This window comes from Planococcus lenghuensis (genome assembly GCF_001999905.1).
GTDB lineage: Bacteria > Bacillota > Bacilli > Bacillales_A > Planococcaceae > Indiicoccus > Indiicoccus lenghuensis.
Genome location: NZ_CP019640.1, coordinates 3,170,572 through 3,189,366, shown reverse-complemented (window position 1 = coordinate 3,189,366; position 18,795 = coordinate 3,170,572). Strand labels below are relative to the sequence as shown.

The 18,795-nt window shown below is 47.6% G+C and carries 18 protein-coding genes; 17 read left to right on the top strand and 1 reads right to left on the bottom strand.

The window, feature by feature from the left end; genetic code table 11:
• Window positions 1–31 precede the first annotated feature (31 nt).
• From B0X71_RS16155 to B0X71_RS16120, 9 genes are all read left to right on the top strand, one after another.
• Window positions 32–985: an aldo/keto reductase gene (locus B0X71_RS16155; RefSeq protein ID WP_077590389.1), complete on the top strand. Its 954-nt coding sequence runs from the start codon at window positions 32–34 to the stop codon at window positions 983–985.
• Between the two features lie 220 nt (window positions 986–1,205).
• On the top strand, window positions 1,206–2,813 hold the full coding sequence (locus tag B0X71_RS16150) for a catalase (protein ID WP_077590388.1): 1,608 nt from the start codon (window positions 1,206–1,208) through the stop codon (window positions 2,811–2,813).
• A 133-nt stretch (window positions 2,814–2,946) separates the two neighbouring features.
• The gene (locus B0X71_RS16145; RefSeq protein ID WP_077590387.1) at window positions 2,947–3,420 is read left to right on the top strand and encodes an RNA polymerase sigma factor; all 474 of its coding nucleotides are present in this window, start codon (window positions 2,947–2,949) and stop codon (window positions 3,418–3,420) included.
• A complete protein-coding gene (locus tag B0X71_RS16140) occupies window positions 3,417–4,610 on the top strand; it encodes a hypothetical protein (protein ID WP_077590386.1) in 1,194 nt (397 codons plus the stop codon). Before B0X71_RS16145 ends, B0X71_RS16140 begins: the two co-directional genes overlap by 4 nt.
• 20 nt (window positions 4,611–4,630) lie before the next feature.
• On the top strand, window positions 4,631–4,780 hold the full coding sequence (locus tag B0X71_RS21035) for a hypothetical protein (protein WP_156889896.1): 150 nt from the start codon (window positions 4,631–4,633) through the stop codon (window positions 4,778–4,780).
• Between the two features lie 94 nt (window positions 4,781–4,874).
• Window positions 4,875–5,519, top strand: coding sequence for a pentapeptide repeat-containing protein (locus B0X71_RS16135; RefSeq protein ID WP_198038636.1), 645 nt, complete (start codon window positions 4,875–4,877; stop codon window positions 5,517–5,519).
• Window positions 5,520–5,786: 267 nt separating this feature from the next.
• Window positions 5,787–6,137 (top strand): helix-turn-helix domain-containing protein, encoded by a 351-nt coding sequence (locus B0X71_RS16130; RefSeq protein ID WP_077590384.1) that lies wholly within the window; start codon window positions 5,787–5,789, stop codon window positions 6,135–6,137.
• Window positions 6,138–6,320: 183 nt separating this feature from the next.
• Complete coding sequence (locus tag B0X71_RS16125) at window positions 6,321–6,476, top strand: hypothetical protein (RefSeq protein ID WP_156889895.1); 156 nt, start codon at window positions 6,321–6,323, stop codon at window positions 6,474–6,476.
• Window positions 6,477–6,579: 103 nt separating this feature from the next.
• Window positions 6,580–7,365: an SDR family oxidoreductase gene (locus B0X71_RS16120; protein ID WP_077590382.1), complete on the top strand. Its 786-nt coding sequence runs from the start codon at window positions 6,580–6,582 to the stop codon at window positions 7,363–7,365.
• A gap of 231 nt (window positions 7,366–7,596) precedes the next feature.
• On the opposite strand, the gene B0X71_RS16115 is transcribed toward B0X71_RS16120, so the two are convergent.
• A complete protein-coding gene (locus B0X71_RS16115) occupies window positions 7,597–9,987 on the bottom strand; it encodes an immune inhibitor A domain-containing protein (protein ID WP_232336720.1) in 2,391 nt (796 codons plus the stop codon).
• A gap of 762 nt (window positions 9,988–10,749) precedes the next feature.
• On the opposite strand from B0X71_RS16115, the gene B0X71_RS21605 reads away from it, so the two are divergent.
• The 8 genes from B0X71_RS21605 (at window position 10,750) to B0X71_RS16080 (ending at window position 18,787) form a co-directional block, all read left to right on the top strand.
• Window positions 10,750–10,878: a hypothetical protein gene (locus B0X71_RS21605; RefSeq protein ID WP_269750084.1), complete on the top strand. Its 129-nt coding sequence runs from the start codon at window positions 10,750–10,752 to the stop codon at window positions 10,876–10,878.
• Between the two features lie 179 nt (window positions 10,879–11,057).
• The gene (locus B0X71_RS16110) at window positions 11,058–11,876 is read left to right on the top strand and encodes an HD domain-containing phosphohydrolase (RefSeq protein WP_232336719.1); all 819 of its coding nucleotides are present in this window, start codon (window positions 11,058–11,060) and stop codon (window positions 11,874–11,876) included.
• Between the two features lie 220 nt (window positions 11,877–12,096).
• Entirely contained in the window at window positions 12,097–12,636 is a 540-nt protein-coding gene (locus B0X71_RS16105) for a hypothetical protein (RefSeq protein WP_156889894.1), read from the top strand.
• A gap of 94 nt (window positions 12,637–12,730) precedes the next feature.
• Entirely contained in the window at window positions 12,731–14,197 is a 1,467-nt protein-coding gene (locus B0X71_RS16100) for a circularly permuted type 2 ATP-grasp protein (RefSeq protein ID WP_077590378.1), read from the top strand.
• Window positions 14,197–16,065, top strand: a complete 1,869-nt coding sequence (locus B0X71_RS16095; RefSeq protein WP_077590377.1) for an alpha-E domain-containing protein — start codon at window positions 14,197–14,199, stop codon at window positions 16,063–16,065. Before B0X71_RS16100 ends, B0X71_RS16095 begins: the two co-directional genes overlap by 1 nt.
• Window positions 16,066–16,272: 207 nt before the next feature.
• Window positions 16,273–17,115, top strand: a complete 843-nt coding sequence (locus tag B0X71_RS16090; protein ID WP_077590376.1) for a MurR/RpiR family transcriptional regulator — start codon at window positions 16,273–16,275, stop codon at window positions 17,113–17,115.
• A gap of 92 nt (window positions 17,116–17,207) precedes the next feature.
• The gene (locus tag B0X71_RS16085; protein WP_077590375.1) at window positions 17,208–18,101 is read left to right on the top strand and encodes a transporter substrate-binding domain-containing protein; all 894 of its coding nucleotides are present in this window, start codon (window positions 17,208–17,210) and stop codon (window positions 18,099–18,101) included.
• A 20-nt stretch (window positions 18,102–18,121) separates the two neighbouring features.
• Window positions 18,122–18,787 (top strand): amino acid ABC transporter permease, encoded by a 666-nt coding sequence (locus B0X71_RS16080; protein WP_198038635.1) that lies wholly within the window; start codon window positions 18,122–18,124, stop codon window positions 18,785–18,787.
• Window positions 18,788–18,795: the final 8 nt, after the last annotated feature.

Here is an 18,795-nt window from a genome sequence, read left to right as displayed (position 1 = left end):
GCCTACAATGAAAGATAAGAGGAGGATGCGTATGAAGTACTCGAACCTGGGAAGAACAGGTTTACAGGTATCAAACCTGAGCCTTGGCACGATGGCATTCGGCCGGTGGATCGATGAAGAGGCATCTGCTGATATTCTGGATGCGGCACTTGAAGCGGGAGTTAACGTGGTGGATACGGCGAATTTTTATGGAAAAGGCCAGGATGAAGTTGTTAAATGCGGTACCGGGGAGTCGGAAGAAATTATCGGCCGGGCATTGAAAGGCAGGCGGCACAGCGTCGTCCTGGCAACGAAAGTGGGATTGCCGATGGGGCAGGGGGTCAATGACCGCGGACTTTCCCGTTTTCATATTATGCGGGAAGCGGAACAATCACTCCGGCGGCTGCAGACCGACTATATCGATCTGTATCAAGTACACCGCTTTGATGAGCGGACGCCGCTTGATGAAACACTTACTGCACTGACGGAACTGGTTAAACAGGGGAAGGTCCGCTATATCGGCTGCTCGAATTTCGCTGCCTGGCAAATGGCGAAATCGAATGGCATCAGCGATATGCTGAAGCTGGAGCATTTCGTTTCATCCCAGTCTCAATATAATCTTCTGTCCCGTGAGCTCGAGCGGGAAATCCTTCCGTTCTGCCAATCAGAGAACATGGGACTTCTAGTGTACAGTCCGATGGCCCGCGGCATGCTGTCAGGCAAGTATACGTCAGCCGGCGATTTGCCGGAAGGCAGTCGGGCCGCACTCGGCGAAGAACTGATCCGGCAATACTTCACCGATGAAAATTTTGAACAGGTGGCGATCTATCGCCAGCTGGCTGAGGAGCACAGCGTCAATCTCTCGCAATTCTCACTTGGCTGGGTGCTGAATCAGCCGGGCGTCACTTCGGCGATCATCGGTGCAAGCAAGCCGCATCATATAACCGATGCGGTAAAAGTCAGTGACTGGCTGTGGCCTGACGACCTGCAGGAACAGATTCGCTGACCGGCGTTGGGAAGGCGGCCGTTCTGCTTCTGCGCAACGTTATGCATTCCGGTGTTTTGCGGACAAGCGACTGTTTGGGAGTCTGCTGACATGCTTTTTCCATCTTCTACAAAGAGAAAAAAAGAAGGGTTATCAGTCGAATTTTTTTAAAGTATATGTTATTTTTAGAAAGGAAGTATGATTCCAAGATAATAATCATTCTAAAGGAGGAATTTACTTAATGAAGGACGAAAACAAGACAAATAATCAGTCTGGCAACAATGAGGAACGTGAAACGCTCACTACCCGGCAAGGGCATCCGGTCGTTAATAACCAGGATATCCGCACTGTCGGCAACCGCGGCCCCGGAACTCTTGAGAACTATCACTTCATTGAAAAAATCTCCCATTTCGACCGTGAAGAAATTCCCGAGCGAATCGTGCACGCACGCGGAGCAGGAGCTTTCGGTTATTTTGAAACATACGGCACTGTCGGTGATGAGCCGGTCGAAAAATACACACGTGCAAAAGTATTTTCAGGCAAAGGCAAACAGACACCGACATTGGTCCGCTTCTCAACAGTGGCAGGTGCAAAGGATTCACCTGAAACGGCACGCGACCCGCGCGGATTCGCAGTCAAATTCTACACAGAAGACGGCAACTGGGATCTCGTCGGCAACAACATCAAAATCTTCTTTATCCGTGATGCGATGAAATTCCCGGACATGATCCACGCGTTCAAAGCGGATCCTGCTTCAAACATCCCGAACCCTGAACGTATGTTTGACTTCGTTGCCCGCACACCGGAAGCAACACACATGATCACATGGCTGTTTTCGCCATGGGGAATCCCGGCGAACTATCGCGAAATGGAAGGCTCGGGCGTCAATACGTACAAATGGGTCAATAAAGATGGTGAAGCAGTACTTGTCAAGTATCACTGGGAGCCGAAACAAGGTGTCCGCAACCTGACGCAGGAAGAAGCGAATGCAATTCAGGCGACAAACGTTGGACATGCGACACAGGACCTGTACGAAGCAATCGAACGCGGAGACTACCCTGAATGGGAACTTCAGGTTCAGATCATGAGCGACGATGAACATCCGGAACTGGATTTTGATCCGCTTGATGATACAAAACTGTGGCCGACAGATAAATTCCCGATGCTGCCGGTTGGTAAGATGGTACTGAACCGCAACCCTGAAAACTACCATGCAGAAATCGAGCAGTCGGCATTTGGAACAGGCGTCCTTGTTGATGGACTCGACTTCTCGGATGACAAAATGCTTCAGGGGCGTACGTTCTCGTACTCGGATACACAGCGTTACCGCGTTGGTGCCAACTATCTGAAACTGCCAGTGAATGCACCGCAGAACAAGGTGAACACTAACCAGCAGCGAGGAGCGATGGATGTGCACCGTTCAGACGAAGCCGGTTCAAACCCGCATATTAATTATGAGCCATCTGTCATTGGCGGTCTGAAAGAAGCCGACCAGGGCGATAACAAAGAGTATCAGCCAGAGTACAATGCGCGTCTCGTGCGCCAGCCGATCGACCGCACAAATAACTTTGGTCAGGCAGGCGAAACGTATCGCAGCTTCAACGACTTTGAGCGTGATGAACTGATCAACAACTTGGGTGATGCACTCGCTGTCAGCGATAAGCGTATCCAAGACCAGATGATCGAGAACTTTACGAAAGCGGACGAAGATTATGGCCGCCGTGTAAAAGAAGCGATCGAAAAGAAAATGAACATGATGAATGAAATGGAAGTTGGCGACAGCTCCCTGTCAGCGAATAAAGGTGTCAACAAAGCTGAAGAAGAAGGACACCCGGCGAAACGTCATTAATTGACTGGCCAACCGTCAGACCTGAAAAGGGTCTGGCGGATTTTTTTTGAAAAAAATTAAATTAGTTCAAACATTTTTGCCCTCTGAGCCGTTATCTTAATGAAAAAGGCAATAAGCGGAAAGGAGGGGCGGCGTGGAAGCAGTTGAGATGTATGAAAACCTGAAAGAGGATCTCTTGCGCTTCGCCCGTTCCATCGCGCGGCATGAGCAGGAAGCTTTTGATCTCGTGCAGGATGCTGCAGAAAAATCATTAAAACAGGAAGGGTTAGCTGATCTGCCCGTCCACAAGCAGCGGGCCTGGTTCTTCCGGGTGATGAAAAACCGGCTGATTGATGACAGACGTAAAGAAAAACGCCTGTCGGGCTGGGAAGAAGAAGAAGAAGAGGAATTCCCGGAGCAATCATTCATGGGCAATCGGCTGGAAACGATGGAATTACTGTCGACACTCGATTCCGAATTGAGCGATATTGTTTTCAAACGCTATTGGCTGCAGATGACCAGCAAAGAGATTGGCGAGGTTCTTGGAATGCCCGCCGCGACCGTCCGGTACAAACTGCATTTTGCAATCAAAAAACTGAGAAAACAATTGGAGGCTGAAGTGATATGAAAGAACAAATTGGCAACGTGGGTGTGCTGAATTTATTGAAGGCGACTGAAGAGAGTATCCGAAAAGCAGGGGCAATCGGCAATATTGGTGTCGTGCTTTATCGCAGTGGCCAAGGCCATTTGCTTTCCTCCCTGACAGCCGAGAACATCGGATCGACCGTTGAAGTGCCGGATGGCTACAGCTATCTCACTGGCGTCCTGGAGATCGACCGCAATTACCTGGAGTCGCTGAAGAAACCGCTGCGGCTTGTCGTCAGCGGCAGAGTCATCATCAGGAAAGATGTGACCGGGGAACTGCTCGACCGTGAGGAATTGCAGCTGATCGTCCACGGTGATATATATGCGCCATCCCCTCTCGTTGGCATGATCAGTCAGCGTTTTCCTGAAGGAAGCCGGGATGTGAAGAGTTATTCAGGAGATATCCGGATGGAGAACGGCCATTTCACGATGACCAACGCGTTTTTGCGGTCAGCTGAAACAGCGGTCCATTTGGTGGTTAACGGGAAACTGGAGCTGTCGAAAGAGCTTGACTTGGATTTGTTCACAGAGAAGATTGAAAAGATGGAAGTGAACGGGCTCATCCAGCTGTTTGAGGAACAGCTGACAGCAGTCCACAGCAAAATGGAATCGGGGGTACACGGTGCCATGGAAGTACTGCCGGCAGGTTATGAGCGGCTGAAAAAAACACGGCGGCTGAATGCACGCTCTATCCGAAGTCTGGCTGGAAAGAACATCTTCACCAAAAAGCCACTCTTATTTGAGGCAGGTATCGGGCGTGAGCAGGCAGCGGCAATCGGCAGTATCCGGTCGACTTCGTACATTGTCTGCAATGACGAACTGGAAGATCTGATGTATGAAAAACTCGAAAATCTTGAGACGGAAATTCTCCCGTACGAAACCGATTTCATTTTCATTGAAGGTGAACAGGAGTGGGATGAAGCGCAGCTGCAGGCGATCGGGCAGCCATCAGCCGTCATTATTGAAGGGAAGCTGACCTTCATGGATGATGTGGAGCCGGCGAGCGTGGGAGAGAAGATCAGTACGCTCGATCTGTTTGGCGAGTTGCAGACGGACAACGCGAAAGTCCGGGCGGCGCTGCGGACGAAACTTCGGGTGAACGAAGGACTGATATCAGAGATCCGCCAAGTGCCAACAAGCAGTCTGCAGAACATTGGCGAATTATCGCTATAAACTAAAAGGAGGAATTTTTCATGAACCACTTGGATGAATTGGTATTGCGTCTGAAAAGGGAAGAAATGCACACGGACATTCATCGGTACCGCTGGCAGCAGCGAACAGGCAAACCATCCGCCCGAGTGAAGTTATGGCTGCTGCTGCTGACAGTGTTTAATCTCCGTTAGGATAAATAAGCAAAAAGGACTGAAATCAACCGATTTCAGTCCTTTTTACTGTTTCCGGCGTACAATGGAAGAAACAGAAAAGGATGTGGGCTGCATGAAATCTGTAAAATTCCAGGCGCCGAAACTGCCGGCAAAATTAAGTGAAGTAAAGTGGCGGGAGGCAGTGGATAACCGATACATAACGAATTGCAGAATTACAGAAGAAACGATTTCACATGGACCCGAGGAACCGTTGCGGTTTGATGGGGTCATTTTTGAAAACGTGACATTTCAGGAAGGCGGCTGGCCGGACAGTGAGTGGCTGGATGTGAAATTCGTGAACTGTGACTTGTCCAACTTCAATCTTAGAGGATCTGTTTTCCGCCGGGTGGAATTCTGGAATTGCCGGCTGGCGGGGACGGACTTTACTGAAAGCTCCATTAAAGACGCAATGTTTAGCGGCTGCAAGATGAATTACACAATGTTCAGTTTCGCTCGTCTGCAAAAAACCGCATATCAGGATTGCCTATTGGAAAACGCCGATTTCTATGAGACTGGTTTGAATGCCGTCCGGTTCAATGAATGTGAGCTGAGCGGCAGCAGTTTTGCGGAGACGGATTTAGCCGGAATCGATTTAACGGCTTCCCACTATGACTCCATCCAAGTGACCACAGAAAAACTGGCGGGTTGCATCGTCACTTCTCAACAAGCGATCGGTTTTGCGAAACAATTAGGCCTGATTGTGAAAGAAACTGACTGACGTATCATTCAGTTTCTGGAATAATGCTTTTCGCCAAACGAAAGAAAAAACATTATTTCCAAATCATACTTTTCCGACAATTGCTTATATTTTTACTAACATTCCCTAGTCTGATATAATAAAGATAATGAACGAATAAAAGAAAAGAAAAATAGTTCTAAACGTTCATAAAAAATTCAAACAAGATAACTCATTTCTATGATAGAATGAATAAAGTGAACAGTAAATTTTAAATTGTCAGTTAATTAATAGAAGGGCAGAGAGAGAATGGAATCTATCGGCAAGAAAATAAAAGCGCTTCGTGAAGAGCGGAACTTATCGGATGAGGAGTTCGCAAAAGCACTTGGCATTGCAAAAAGTACAGTATGGGCATATGAAGGCGGAAAGAAATTGATCACGGTTACCCACCTCACAAATATTGCAGACTTTTTCGGTGTTTCGGCAGATTATTTGCTTGATCGCTCGACTGACCAGGTCAAACTTGATCTGCAGAACAAACAAGGGCTGAGTGGCTATACGTTCGTTGTCGACAACCGACCGATGAATGAGGATGAAATAGCGGATGCGGCCTCATACATCCAAGTGAGACGCCGCATGGGCAATTACGGGAATCTATAAATGGAATGTACAGACCTATCTGGACGGCAGCAGCCGGCCGGATAGGTCTTTTGATTGCCCGAATAATAGTTGCTGTGGTTTAGCTTAGAAGTTGGAGAGGGTAGTATCGTTTTTTTTATCAAAAAAAGGATGGCTGGCAGTGGTTTTTGGCGCACCGCAATCGTCTTTACAGGTGCGCTCGTTATGAGAGGAGATTGGGTTGCCGCAATATTCCTCCTGCCGCTGTCATCTCCAGCGCTGTCGCTGGACCGGCTGGAAATGGAACAAGGAGATTTGCGGTACGGTTATAATTTCGCCAAAAGGCCAGAACGCTTTTATCGCGCAGTTGCCGGAGATTAATCCGAAGATCTCCATAGGCTCTCCGTTTTGATTGGATTTCGTTTACGCTTCTGCAGTCCGGGAACATAAGGACTATCAGTGAAAATTTGGGAGGCGAAAGTTAATGGCGAAAACGATATTCATCACAGGGGCAGGCAGTGGACTTGGCAAAGGAACTGCACTGGGTCTTGCTGAAAAAGGACATAAAGTGATTGCGGGCGTGGAAATTCTCCCGCAGAAGACAGACTTGATCAGAGAAGCGGGCGAGCGAGGGCTGGATTTAGAAGTCCTGAAGCTGGATGTCACGAATCCACGGGATGTCTCAAGGATTGAAGACTACGATTTTGATGTATTCGTGGCCAACGCGGCCATCAATGAAGAAGGGCCGCTCGCAGAAGTGCCGATGGACCGGTTCCGGGCGCTGTTTGAAGTGAATGTGTTCGGCACATTGGCGACGGCTCAGGCAGCTATTCGGCATTTTGTGAAAAAAGGATCCGGAAAAATTGTATTCACGAGTTCGATGGCCGGTATCGCTGCTTCAAAATTCGTCGGACCGTACAGTGCAACGAAGCATGCGATTGAAGCGATGGCTGAAACGCTGCGGAAAGAAATGAAGGATTTCGGGGTTCAAGTGGCGACCATCAATCCCGGTACCTTTGAAACAGGTTTCAACCGTCGGGCAGCTGAAGAGAAATGGGAATGGTACAGTGAAGACAAGAACTTCACACCGGCAAAGAGCATGGAGAAAGCGGAAGAGAGCCTGAAGGATGAGTATGATCCGGAAGGGATGATCACGAAAATGATCGAGGTTATTCCGGCGGATCACCATAAATTCCGGACGGTTTATCCGGAAGCGACAGAAGAGCAGCTGAAGAAGACCCAGCAGGAACGCTGGGATATGGAGATATAAGCAGGAGAAGGCACCTTCGGGAGAGGGTGTCTTTTTTGATGGTATTTCGCAAAACAGCTACGCTTTCCGCAGGCTTGCGCCGAACTAACTCGGGCATGGCGCCCGAGTGGATTTCGGCACGGCGCTGTCCCGCAGGAGTCTCCGCTGTTTTGCTTCATACTTCCTTAGAACAAAAGAAAAGCTGACTCAGAGACCGGGTATCCGGTTCTGAATCAGCTTTATTTTAATCTCTTACTTGAAAACTGTTACTTTACCTACAGTGCCATCAGCGCTCTGGCCAGTGACGCGGAACTTCAGACCGTATTCTGGTACATTGCGTCCTGCATCTACAAGGCCGGCATTGCTGTAATCAGCACTGTCGTCGAACAATGGATTGCGCTGTGTGAAGTAATCCTTCAGTGTGGTTCCGTTGATAGCTGAATAATCCAGGAGCATTTTGTCGGATTTCTCCAAGCTGAACGCTGCATCGTGAACCTGATAACGAGTGGAAGCAACTTCACCATTGCTCCAGAAGTTCGTGTGCTGGTCCGCATCGACTACACCGAGGAAGCCATCTCCAGGGTGAAGACCTGTCCAGTTATTATCATAAGCTTCGTCTACGTACCAGACAACAAGTCCGTCGTCAAAGCTCATAAGGCTGGCCCCGCGGCGGATATGAGAAAGTCCTTCATCCACGCCATTATGAGATCGCCATTCAAGCAGGTAGTACTGATCAGTATAGTATGTTCCATCATGTTTTTTGAAACCATCGAAAGTAAACTGGCTGTCTGTTTCTGCGCCATCAAAAAGGACTTCAGCGCCGTCAGCGGTGACTGTGACGTTATCCACGAAAAATCCATCCATGTTCGTAGCCCAGTCTGTCATGTAACGGAACTGAACTTGGATTTCTTGACCGGCATAATCATTCAGGTTGAAGGTTTCGTTAACCCATCCATTGCTGGAACCAGTGAATCCTGGAATGTTTTCCTTGATTGTAGAGTATCCCTGTGGATGAATTTCACTTACTGTGTTCTCATTAGAGAGTGAAGTCCAAGTTTGACCTCCGTCAGCGGAAACTTGTACCATCGCGAAGTCCCAATCTTCTTCGATGTTGTACCAGGTGTCAAATGTAAGAGACGCTTCAGTTGCGTTGGTCAGATCGATTGTAGAAGTAACCATGCTATGGTCAATCTCGTCACCTTTACCGCCATAATACTCGAATTCACCGGCTGCAGGTGTATTCAGGACATTCAATTTCTGTGGGAGATCAATGCGCACGGCATCGTTATTGGTTCCTTTTGTAACAGCTTCATCCAACAGAATGTCTGTTCCTTTTGTTGTGATTTCTGCTGCACTGAGCGTAATTCCGCTCAGCCAGTTGCCTCCATGTATTGTCTGGAGCATCTCTTTTGCATATGGACTCATCCCAGGAGGCTCAGTTCCAGGAATATCGCCTGCCCAGCTGCCACTGGACATAAGAGACCAATAAGAAACGGCTTCACCTGCACCAGAGTAGATTGTGTCATATTCATCCGGTAGGCCAAGGTCATGGCCGTATTCATGAGCGAATACGCCAGCCGCTCCATCTTCAGGTTCGATAGTGTAATCTGCTGCTCCTAACAAACCACCAAAACGGTCACTGTTCGATTTGGCGCCAGGTACCGCAACCAGTCCAAGGCTCGAGCGGTGGGACCAAATTGCATCGTCGCCGAGAAATCCTCCACCCGCTTCTTCACCGACACCTGCATGGATGACCATGAGGTGGTCAATGATACCATCAGGTTCAGCATACACGCCATCACCATCATAATCGTCACGATCCCACTCGTCGTACTCTGAAAGATCAATTGCTGGATCTTGTGCAGCTGCTTTCAATGCTTCATAAACTAACAAAGCTGCATTGGCGTCATTTCCATCAGGAGCAGGAACGTTAGCGCCATAATAAGCGGCATTGTGTTCTGCTGTATACCAGCCGGCTACTTCACCATCAACTGTGTAGCTTCCGCCTGACTGCTGTTCGTAGTATTCCTTCATGGAGACGAAATCTTCACCATTGGGACCGGCATAACCATCTTCACCAAACACCATGTCCTGAAAATGACTGATTGGGTAGTTTTCATAAAACATGTCTGTTTCTTCTTTTGTAATTGAGCTGGCTCGGTAGTCAGGAAAGTCAATTGCTAAGACAAGAACTTTATCTTCTCGTACTTCGCCATCAAAGTTTTCTAGATTAACTGAATCTACTTGATTTTTTTTCGCTTGGCCAAGCTTATTCCCCTTGCCGTTTAAGACACCATTCTTACTATTTTTATCTTGCAGCTGGTTGGCACCATTCTTGGCCAAGGCTTCCTTATTTGCTACTTTGTTCGCTTTTTCTTTCTTAGCGAGGAAGGCATTCAGGACTTTCTGTGCTTCTGCAGGACTTGCATTTTCAGCAATGCGTCCATCCTTTTTCAGCATCTCAATGAGCTTTTCGTCATTAGCAAGACCGATATCAACTGGTGATCCGCCTTGAGTTGCTTGGAACTCTGTTAATTTTTCTTCTGCCTGTGCAGTTGGTACGGATGAGTAACCACCGACGGAAAAGCTGCTAAATCCTACTGTTGCAGCGATTGCTGTGGTTGTGAGTAATTTCTTGTTCAAACAAGATTCCTCCCTGAAATTGATGTCCAATTTTCTAACTATTACAATATATATCGCAGTTTGGAAAAAAGCTACAAAAACATTATGAAAAAAAGTAAATCGCAACATGTGAACCATAAATACTATGGTATATAGGTAATTAGACTTTATAAACGGTTGAATTAACAATAAAATTATCCAAATTATTAATTAAATAGGGAAATAATTGGAGAAAAGCTGATGTGGTCTTTTAATAGGTAAGCAGGTTGCGTAAATAATGATTAGAAGAAGCAGAGGGCCAAAAACATGGGCCTAGACTTTGCAGTGGATGGTCTTTATATCGAAAACGAACAGCCAAGATAAGGAATTCAATCATCCTGCTTTCTATCGTCAGGCTTAGAAACAGTTGGCACAGGAGCAGAACATTCTTTCATACAAGATAAAAAGCTGTGCATGTTGGGAGAAACGCGAATCAACGTCGAAGAGTTATACGGAAAAGCTGCCGACCAGTGAAAAGGTTTTCTATATATGAAGAGAAGGAGTTATGGCAATAAGCCCATTAATATAGTTTAAAAACCTAAAGTCTACAGACCTAGAGGTATATTCAAATAAGTTTGATGAACGTTGATGTGGTAGTAATTTTATATCTAAAGTATTGGTTAATTATTTAAAATTACGAAATATAAAATAAGTAAAAACGAATTTTTTGAAAACTATTGTTCTTTTAAAATGATTCAATTATACTGGAAATGTTTCACACCTAATAGGATAGGAGAGATTGCTATGATTAAAAAGACTTTAAAAGTTCTTGTTCTATCAACTGTAGTTATGGGCTTGTTCGGCACGTCTGCAATGGCAGCACCTGCAACAAGCGGACCGGTAAGTGCGCCACTTATTCCGATTGGCTGGTAAAACTGTATTGAGAAGAAAAGCCCGATAGAGTAATATATTCTTTAGAGGAATTTTCGTTAATTTTTCTGTAAGGGGTGTAGCTCTTGAAGGGCTTTTCTTTTTTAAAAAATTCCTATCTCGAGACAGTAAAGCAAGGTGCTGCGTCTGTGTCATTATTAGGCCATGGAGATGGAATAGAAGTGACGAAACTAACGTCAGCTGAAGGAAAACAGTTAGCTCTGTTTCCTGGCGATGATCTTGACTCAGTCGAGTTTTATTATATTATCAGTGGAGTTATTCAAGGGGTTGTAGACGGAGAAACTATTGAATTGAATGCTGGGGACTTTTTCAGTGCACAAGGGTTATCTGAGATTGTGCAATTTCAAGTGAAAACAGAAGTTAGTGTACTCGTCGTTACATCAACGCCGCTTTTCCATCTCGTAAGCAAAGAGATGGCTGAACTGCGAAAAGTCGGTGAACAGGTCGAGCAGAAAGATCGTTATACATTTAATCACAGTACTCGTGTGGCTAATTATGCAGTAAAAACTGCAACTAAAATGCAACATAATAAAGAGAAAATTCGAAATCTTATGATCGCTGCTGTCCTCCACGATATCGGCAAGATCAACGTCCCTGAAGAAGTATTGAATAAAGTAGGGAAGCTGACGGATGAAGAGTTCGACGGGCTGAAAAAGCATCCGGTGGACGGGGCGGACATGGTCCGGAAGACGGCTTATGCCCATATTGCTCCGATTATCGAACAGCATCATGAGCGGGTGAATGGTTCCGGGTATCCATTCAGACTGAAGGGTGAAGAGATTCTGACGGAAGCTAAGATCATCGGGGTATGCGATACGTTTGATGCAATGACCGAAGACCGGGCATACCGGAAAGCATTTTCTGTCATGACGGCTGTCGATGAGATCCAGCGACTCAGTGGGATTATGTATGACCCTGAAGTGGTGGCAGCTTTTATGGAAGTACTGAAAGAAGAAGGGAAACTGACACAGCAGGAATGAGGAATCCGGCAGGCGATGCAGGAATCCTCATTCTTTTTTACTATCCCGGAAAAAAATGAGAATAAGAAAAGTTACGAGTGAAATTGCCGATGTACCAGGTGTGCAGAAACTTTCAATTTTGAATAATAAACTGTCCATTCACCTTCGATATGTTTAAATACTGAGTATTTAGTCTATAATAGATTAATAATGCTTTTTATTAGAAAAGGAGAGGGTTATGGTGGCCAAAAGAAGATCTGGAGGCAAATTCGGCAAATTGGCACTGCTTGGAGCGGGCGCACTGATCGGTTCAATGGCGTCGAAGAAGAAGAAGACGGGCTCAACGTCAAGCAGCACAGGAAGCGCCGGGCAGGGCAACATGAAAGACACGCTGCAAAAAGGGCTTGATACACTGAACAAAAAGTCCGGCGGCATGGTTGATAAGGCGATGCCGCAAGTGAGCAAGGCGCTCGACAAAGCGAAGGAAGCCATCGAAAAACAGCAGCAGACGACGAATTCAACTGGCACAACAGGAATATCCGGCAGTGCACCAACCGGCACGCCGACCCCCGGAGGAGCGCCAGGGACAGGCACTACGAACAGCAAAGCGGCTGGCGTACCGGCAGGCACTTCAGTGAGCAATGCGCCGACGGGTGTAGGGGAAGGCACAGCAGAACGGCAGGACGGTACAACCGTGAAACCCGATTCCACTGAAAGCAATGTGAACCATTTCGAGCCTCCGCATACAACTTCATTCAATAGTTCAGAAGAAAAGAAATAACGGAATAGTTTGCAGGAAAGCTATTGTCCGTAGCGACGGACCTTAGCTTTTTTATTACATACGTTTTTCAGAATTTTACGAAAGGGGAATGTTTATGTTCGATTCATATTCGATTGAACCGTTTTTTGATGAAATGTTCGATGCAGATGGAACACCTAAACGGCATTACCGGAAATTCCGTGATTTGCTGGAGCAGTTTTCCGAGGAGGAACTGAGGGAAAAGCATATCACTGCGCAGCTGTCTTTTTTAAGACAAGGAATTACATTCACTGTATACAATGAGGAAAGCGGCAGCACGGAACGGACAATGCCATTTGACTTCGTGCCGATTATTATTCCGCCGGAAGAGTGGGAAATCATTGAAAAGGGAATGGTGCAGCGGGTGGAGGCGCTGAATCTATTCCTGGATGATGTTTATAAAGAGCAGCAGATTCTGAATGATGGCGTGATTCCCCGGCATCTGATCGAGAACAATCCGTATTACTACGCCAAGCAGGTTCAAGGGATTGATATCCCGCTCAATAATCATATTTTCTTGGCCGGTGTGGATTTAATCCGGGATGAGCACGGTAAATATCATGTGCTGGAAGACAATCTCCGCAACCCTTCCGGTATGTCCTATGTATACCAGAACCGATATGTGATGCGGCAGATCTATCCGGAACTGTTCGGCAAATACAGGATCCAGACGCTTGAACATCAGCTTTCTTACCTGCACGAAGCGGTGCTTGATCACGCGCCGGCAACAGCGCCCGGCGGAAAAAACAAAAAGCCGTTCGCAGTCCTTCTGACGCCGGGGACTTATAATTCCGCTTACTATGATCACGTCTTTCTTGCCCAGCAGATGGGGATGCAACTGGTCGAAGGACGGGATTTGATCGTTAAAGATAACGTTGTCTATATGAAATCAACCCGAGGTCTGAAGCGAGTGGATATCATTTACCGCAGAATTGATGATGATTTCCTGGATCCTGAAGCGTTTCGGGAAGATTCCGAACTTGGCGTCGCCGGTCTGATGGGCGCCTACAGGCAGGGGAATGTCGCCATTTTGAATGGAGTCGGGAACGGAGTCGCGGATGATAAAGCGATTTATGCTTACGTTCCGGAAATGATCCGCTATTATCTGAAGGAAGAACCGATCATCGCCAACGTCAAGACGTATATGCTTGACCGCGAAGATGAACGGGAATACGTACTGGAACACCTGGAGGAATTGGTCGTGAAAAATGTAGGTGCCTCCGGAGGATATGATATGCTGATCGGCCCGCATGCCTCAAAAGAGCTGATTGAAACGTTCCGACAAAAAATCATCGAGCAGCCGAACCAGTACATTGCGCAGCCGACACTGAAGCTGTCAAGAGCGCCTGCTTATCAAGGGGAAGAATTTTACCCGGCTCACGTGGACCTTCGCGTCTTTGTGATGCGGGGCAAGAAATCCCATGTGCTGCCGGGCGGACTGTCACGCGTAGCGCTTAAAAAAGGATCGCTCGTCGTCAATTCCTCACAGGGCGGCGGCAGCAAGGATACATGGGTGTTTAAACAGGAAAGGAGGGATGACTAATGCTGAGTCGCGTAGCGAACTCGCTGTATTGGATGTCCCGAAATGCAGAACGGGCAGAGAATAACGCGCGTATTCTGGACGTGCAATTGCTGCAGCAAATTGAGACATCAGAAGAAGAATTGAGCTGGGAACGGGACTGGCGGCTGATTTTCGAAATTTGCGCTTCCACTGAAGAACTGGAGGAGCTGACGGCTACTTCGAAAGACGAAGACCGGTTTGCCCGGTTCCTTGCCCTATCAAAAGATAATCCCAATTCCGTAATGAATTGTGTCGGATATACGCGTGAAAATGCGCGCACAAGCCGCGATCTTATTCCGGAAGATTATTGGCAGGCTTGGAATTCCAGTCACCTGGAGTTGAAAGAGCGGAAACTGGCGAGCGCGTCCGTCCGGGAAATGCGCGCTTTTCTTGAGAAGGTGAGAGAGACTTCCCTACTGTCGCAGGGGATCATCGAATCGGCCATGTCGCGCGCCATGCCTTACCAGATCATCAAAATCGGCAAATGGCTGGAACGGGCAGAAAAAACAGCCCGCATCCTGAATGTGGTGTGCGAACATACACGGGAACGGCAGCTGGAAGCGGGCGTGGAGGACTATTATTACTGGCGGGCCGCACTTCGGATGAGCAATGGCTATGAGGCATATCTGAAAAATCACCCGCCGAAACTTGATCCGAAACCGGTTCTGGATTTCCTGGTATCGGATCCTACATTTCCACGTTCCATCCGCTATTGCATGGAACATGTCCGGGATTCAGTATCGGAAATCGAAAACGGGAAGATCATGCATTACTCGCAGGATCTGTTCGCCGCGCTTGACCGCTTGCTTGAAGTGCTGAAGAATTTGAACGTGGAAAAAATGGATTCCGGGGAAATGATGAACTTCCTGAACGGGTTCCAGAATGACTGCAACCAGATCGGCCAGCTTTTCTCGAAAACGTATTATTTGAGTGAGCCGGCATTCCAGAGTCAAGCGAGTGGCTTTGTGCCGATCACGCAATTCCGCGAACACGCGACGATGAAGTACCAGATCGAACATACGAATGTTTTCGATTATGAAACGATCGTGGATCAGAGCATGAACACGATCCGCTTGAAGCCGCGGACGGATGAAGTGCAGCGGCTGCTGTCGTACCGGGCGGATATAAAGCCCGCCACGCTTACGAAAGAGTACACGGACATCTGGGGCAATAGTGTTGAAACATTCTATATCGCTGAACACCATCAGCACCTGGAAGTGAAGACGACGTCCATCGTCAGCATTCAGCGGAGCCCGTTTGTCCGCCGGATCGATTACTCACCGGAAATGAATGCGATCTTCCACTCCCAGTTATTCAGAGAGCATTATTTCGCCTATCTGAGCAATACATCCTATACGTATTTGACGCCGGACCAGATCAAAGAAGTGGATGAAGAACTCGGCCAAATGACGAATCCGGTCCAGTATGCACTGAATGTAATGGATTTGGTGCACGACCGTTTCTCATACGACGAAGTATCCACAAATGTATCAACACCGGCACAGGAATCCTTCAATCTGCGCAAAGGAGTGTGCCAGGACATCACGCACGTGATGCTGGGAATTCTCCGCAGTAAGATGATTCCTGCCCGCTATGTCAGCGGCTACTTATATGTCGGAGAGAATTCAGCGCTTGTCGGGGATGCAGCGAGTCATGCCTGGGTTGAATTCATGGTGCCTGGGATCGGCTGGGTCGGCCTTGATCCCACAAATAACGTGGAAGCGCTCGAAAATCACATCCGCGTATGCGTCGGACGGGATTATAACGACGTAAGTCCGGTGCAGGGCGTGTACCGGGGCGGCAACCAGACATTGGATGTAAAAGTGGCTGTCAGTCTGATCGACAGCTAATGTGCAAAAAGCTTTCCGGCTGACAGCAGCCGGAAAGCTTTTTTGGTGCTTTTAGCTTCAAAAATCCATGATGCCGGCAAGGGGGAATCTGGTGACTTGAACGCGCGGATAAAAGTTAAATTTTCAGGTAAATGTTGCAGGTTTTCCTGCATGGATGTATAATAAAAACAGGATTTTGAGCGGTTTCTTGCAATGGAGGTGGAAAATTTGCAGGAAATACTGCGAAACATCGCAAATTCTTATAAGAATTTTAGTACGGGGCAAAAAAAAGTCGCTGATCTGTTCATTGAGCAACCAATCTTTCTTGCTTTTTCATCTGCATTGGAAGTTGGTCGCAATGTGAATGTAAGTGAATCCACTGTGATTCGCTGGGCGCAGAAACTCGGCTATAAGGGATATGCCGAATTTCAGCAAATTGTGCAGCAGAAGTTGGCACAAGAACGGCTGGAGCAGCTGACTACGGATGTGTCGCCGCAGACGGAGGGGCAATCCCTCCTGAAAAATCTGCTCAATTCAGATATCAGTAACCTTCAGCAGCTGAAACAGTCACTGGATGAAGAGCAGCTGCTGCAGGCTGTGGATCTGATCAGCCAGGCGGAGCAGATCTATGTTACCGGCAATACATTTGATTATGGAATGGCGTATTCTTTCACGACGTGGCTGAATCATACGCTAGATCACACCGAGATGCTCATATACGGAGACGGGCAGTACTATTTGCAGCTTTCAAAACTGGGTATAGCCAGTACAGTGATTGCTTTCGCCTTTCCGCGCTATGAAAAGGTAGTGACCGAGACGCTGAACACAGCCAAGGAGCAGGGAGCCAGCGTCATTGTGATTACGGATTCCGTATCGGCGCCTGCTGTGAAGTACGCGGATATTGTACTGGAAGTTCCGATGAATTCGGATCTCGGCATTGATTCGTATACAGCAGCCAGCGCTCTTCTCACCTCCATCATGCGGTTCCTCTCCGTGAAAGAACATGATAAAGTAAAGCTGAATTATGACCGGACAGAAGCCATGTACTTAAGAAAGAATGTTTACCATTGATCCTGTTGAGGATCAGGAATACTTAATCTTCGGCACGCACAAATCGCTCCGGCGGTTTGCGATGCATAAAACTGGAAGAGGGGCGAACAAAGATGAAAAAGACGTATCCTGTGTTAGGCATGTTAGTTACAGCAAGTATGATTTTAGGCGCATGCGGTGAAGAAGAAGCGGGGACAGAAGAAGAAGCGATTGAAGAAGTCGAAGAAATTGAAGGCGTTGAAGAGACCGAAGAAACCGAAGCAGTCGAAGGGGAAGAAGTCGCGGCAGCTGATCTGAACTTGGTTAATCCAGGTCAGTTCACGACAGCTTCAAGCGGCTTATACAAGCCATTTAACTTCACGGAAGATGGCGAATTGACCGGATTTGACATCGCGATCAGTAAAGCGCTGGCTGAAGAAATGGGATTGGAGCCGAACCCGGTGACAACGCCATGGGAAACGATTATTCAAGCGCTGATGGGTGAAAAATTCGATGCGGTTGTCGGTTCGATGGCCATTACGGACGAACGCGCTGAAACGGTCGCATTCTCGGATCCGTATTACCTGTCCGGCGGGAAAATTTTCGTAGCTGCCGATAATTCGGAAATCGCAGGACCTGAAGATCTTGAAGGAACGACGATCGGTGTTGTTGCCCAGTCGACTTACGATGAAGCGGCACAGCAATATACAGAAGATATCCAGTACTACAACAGTGACGTAACTGCGTTGCAGGATCTCACGACTGGCAGACTTGATGCCGTTATCACAGCTGACATCGTCGGGTATGAAGCAATGGATGCGGGACTCGAGATCAAAGATGTTGGGAATAACCTCTGGATTGAAGAAGCGGCAGTAGCGGTCCGTCAGGAAGACGAAGCGCTTCTCGAAGAAGTTAATCGCGCGCTCGATGCAATCATCGAAGATGGCACATATGCCGAGATTTCTGAAGAATGGTTCGGCCGAAACCTTCTTGAAACAGAAACTGAAGGCGTCGAAATCCTGCGATAAGCTGAAAGAGGGGAAGCCTGATGGAAAGTATCCAAACGATTTTTGACATTTTTCTTACTACGTGGCCCGGGTTTCTGAAAGCGGTAGTTATAACGCTTGAACTTACAGCTGTTTCCGTCGTTCTTGGGACGCTGCTCGGGCTCGTCTTTGCTTTAATGAAAATTTCAAAATCAAAGATTTTTCAAGCCATTGCAAACTTTTATATCACCGTCATCCGGGGAACGCCATTGATCGTACAGATTATGTTCCTGTATTTCGGCATTACGGAGATCGTTGTCCTCGATGCTTTCTGGGCGGGGGCGATTGCGCTTGGTGTCCATAACGGAGCATATATCGCCGAAATTTTCCGCGGAGCAATCCAAGGCATCGACTATGGCCAGACGGAAGCGAGCCGGGCCCTTGGGATGACAGGCACGCAGACCATGCGCCGAATTGTCTTCCCGCAGGCGCTCCGCCGCTCGATTCCGCCGCTTGGCAATCAGTTCATCATTACACTGAAGGATTCTTCACTCGTTTACCTGATCGGTGTTTCCGAGCTGTTTGCAATCGCGACACGGGAAGCTGCCGCATCATTTAAGCAATTTGAGACGTACATTGTAGTCGGCGCGTATTATTTAGTTCTCGTCCTGATTTTCAGCGCCCTTCTCAGATGGTATGAAAACAGGCTTGATGTGGACAAAGCGTAAGGGGGAAT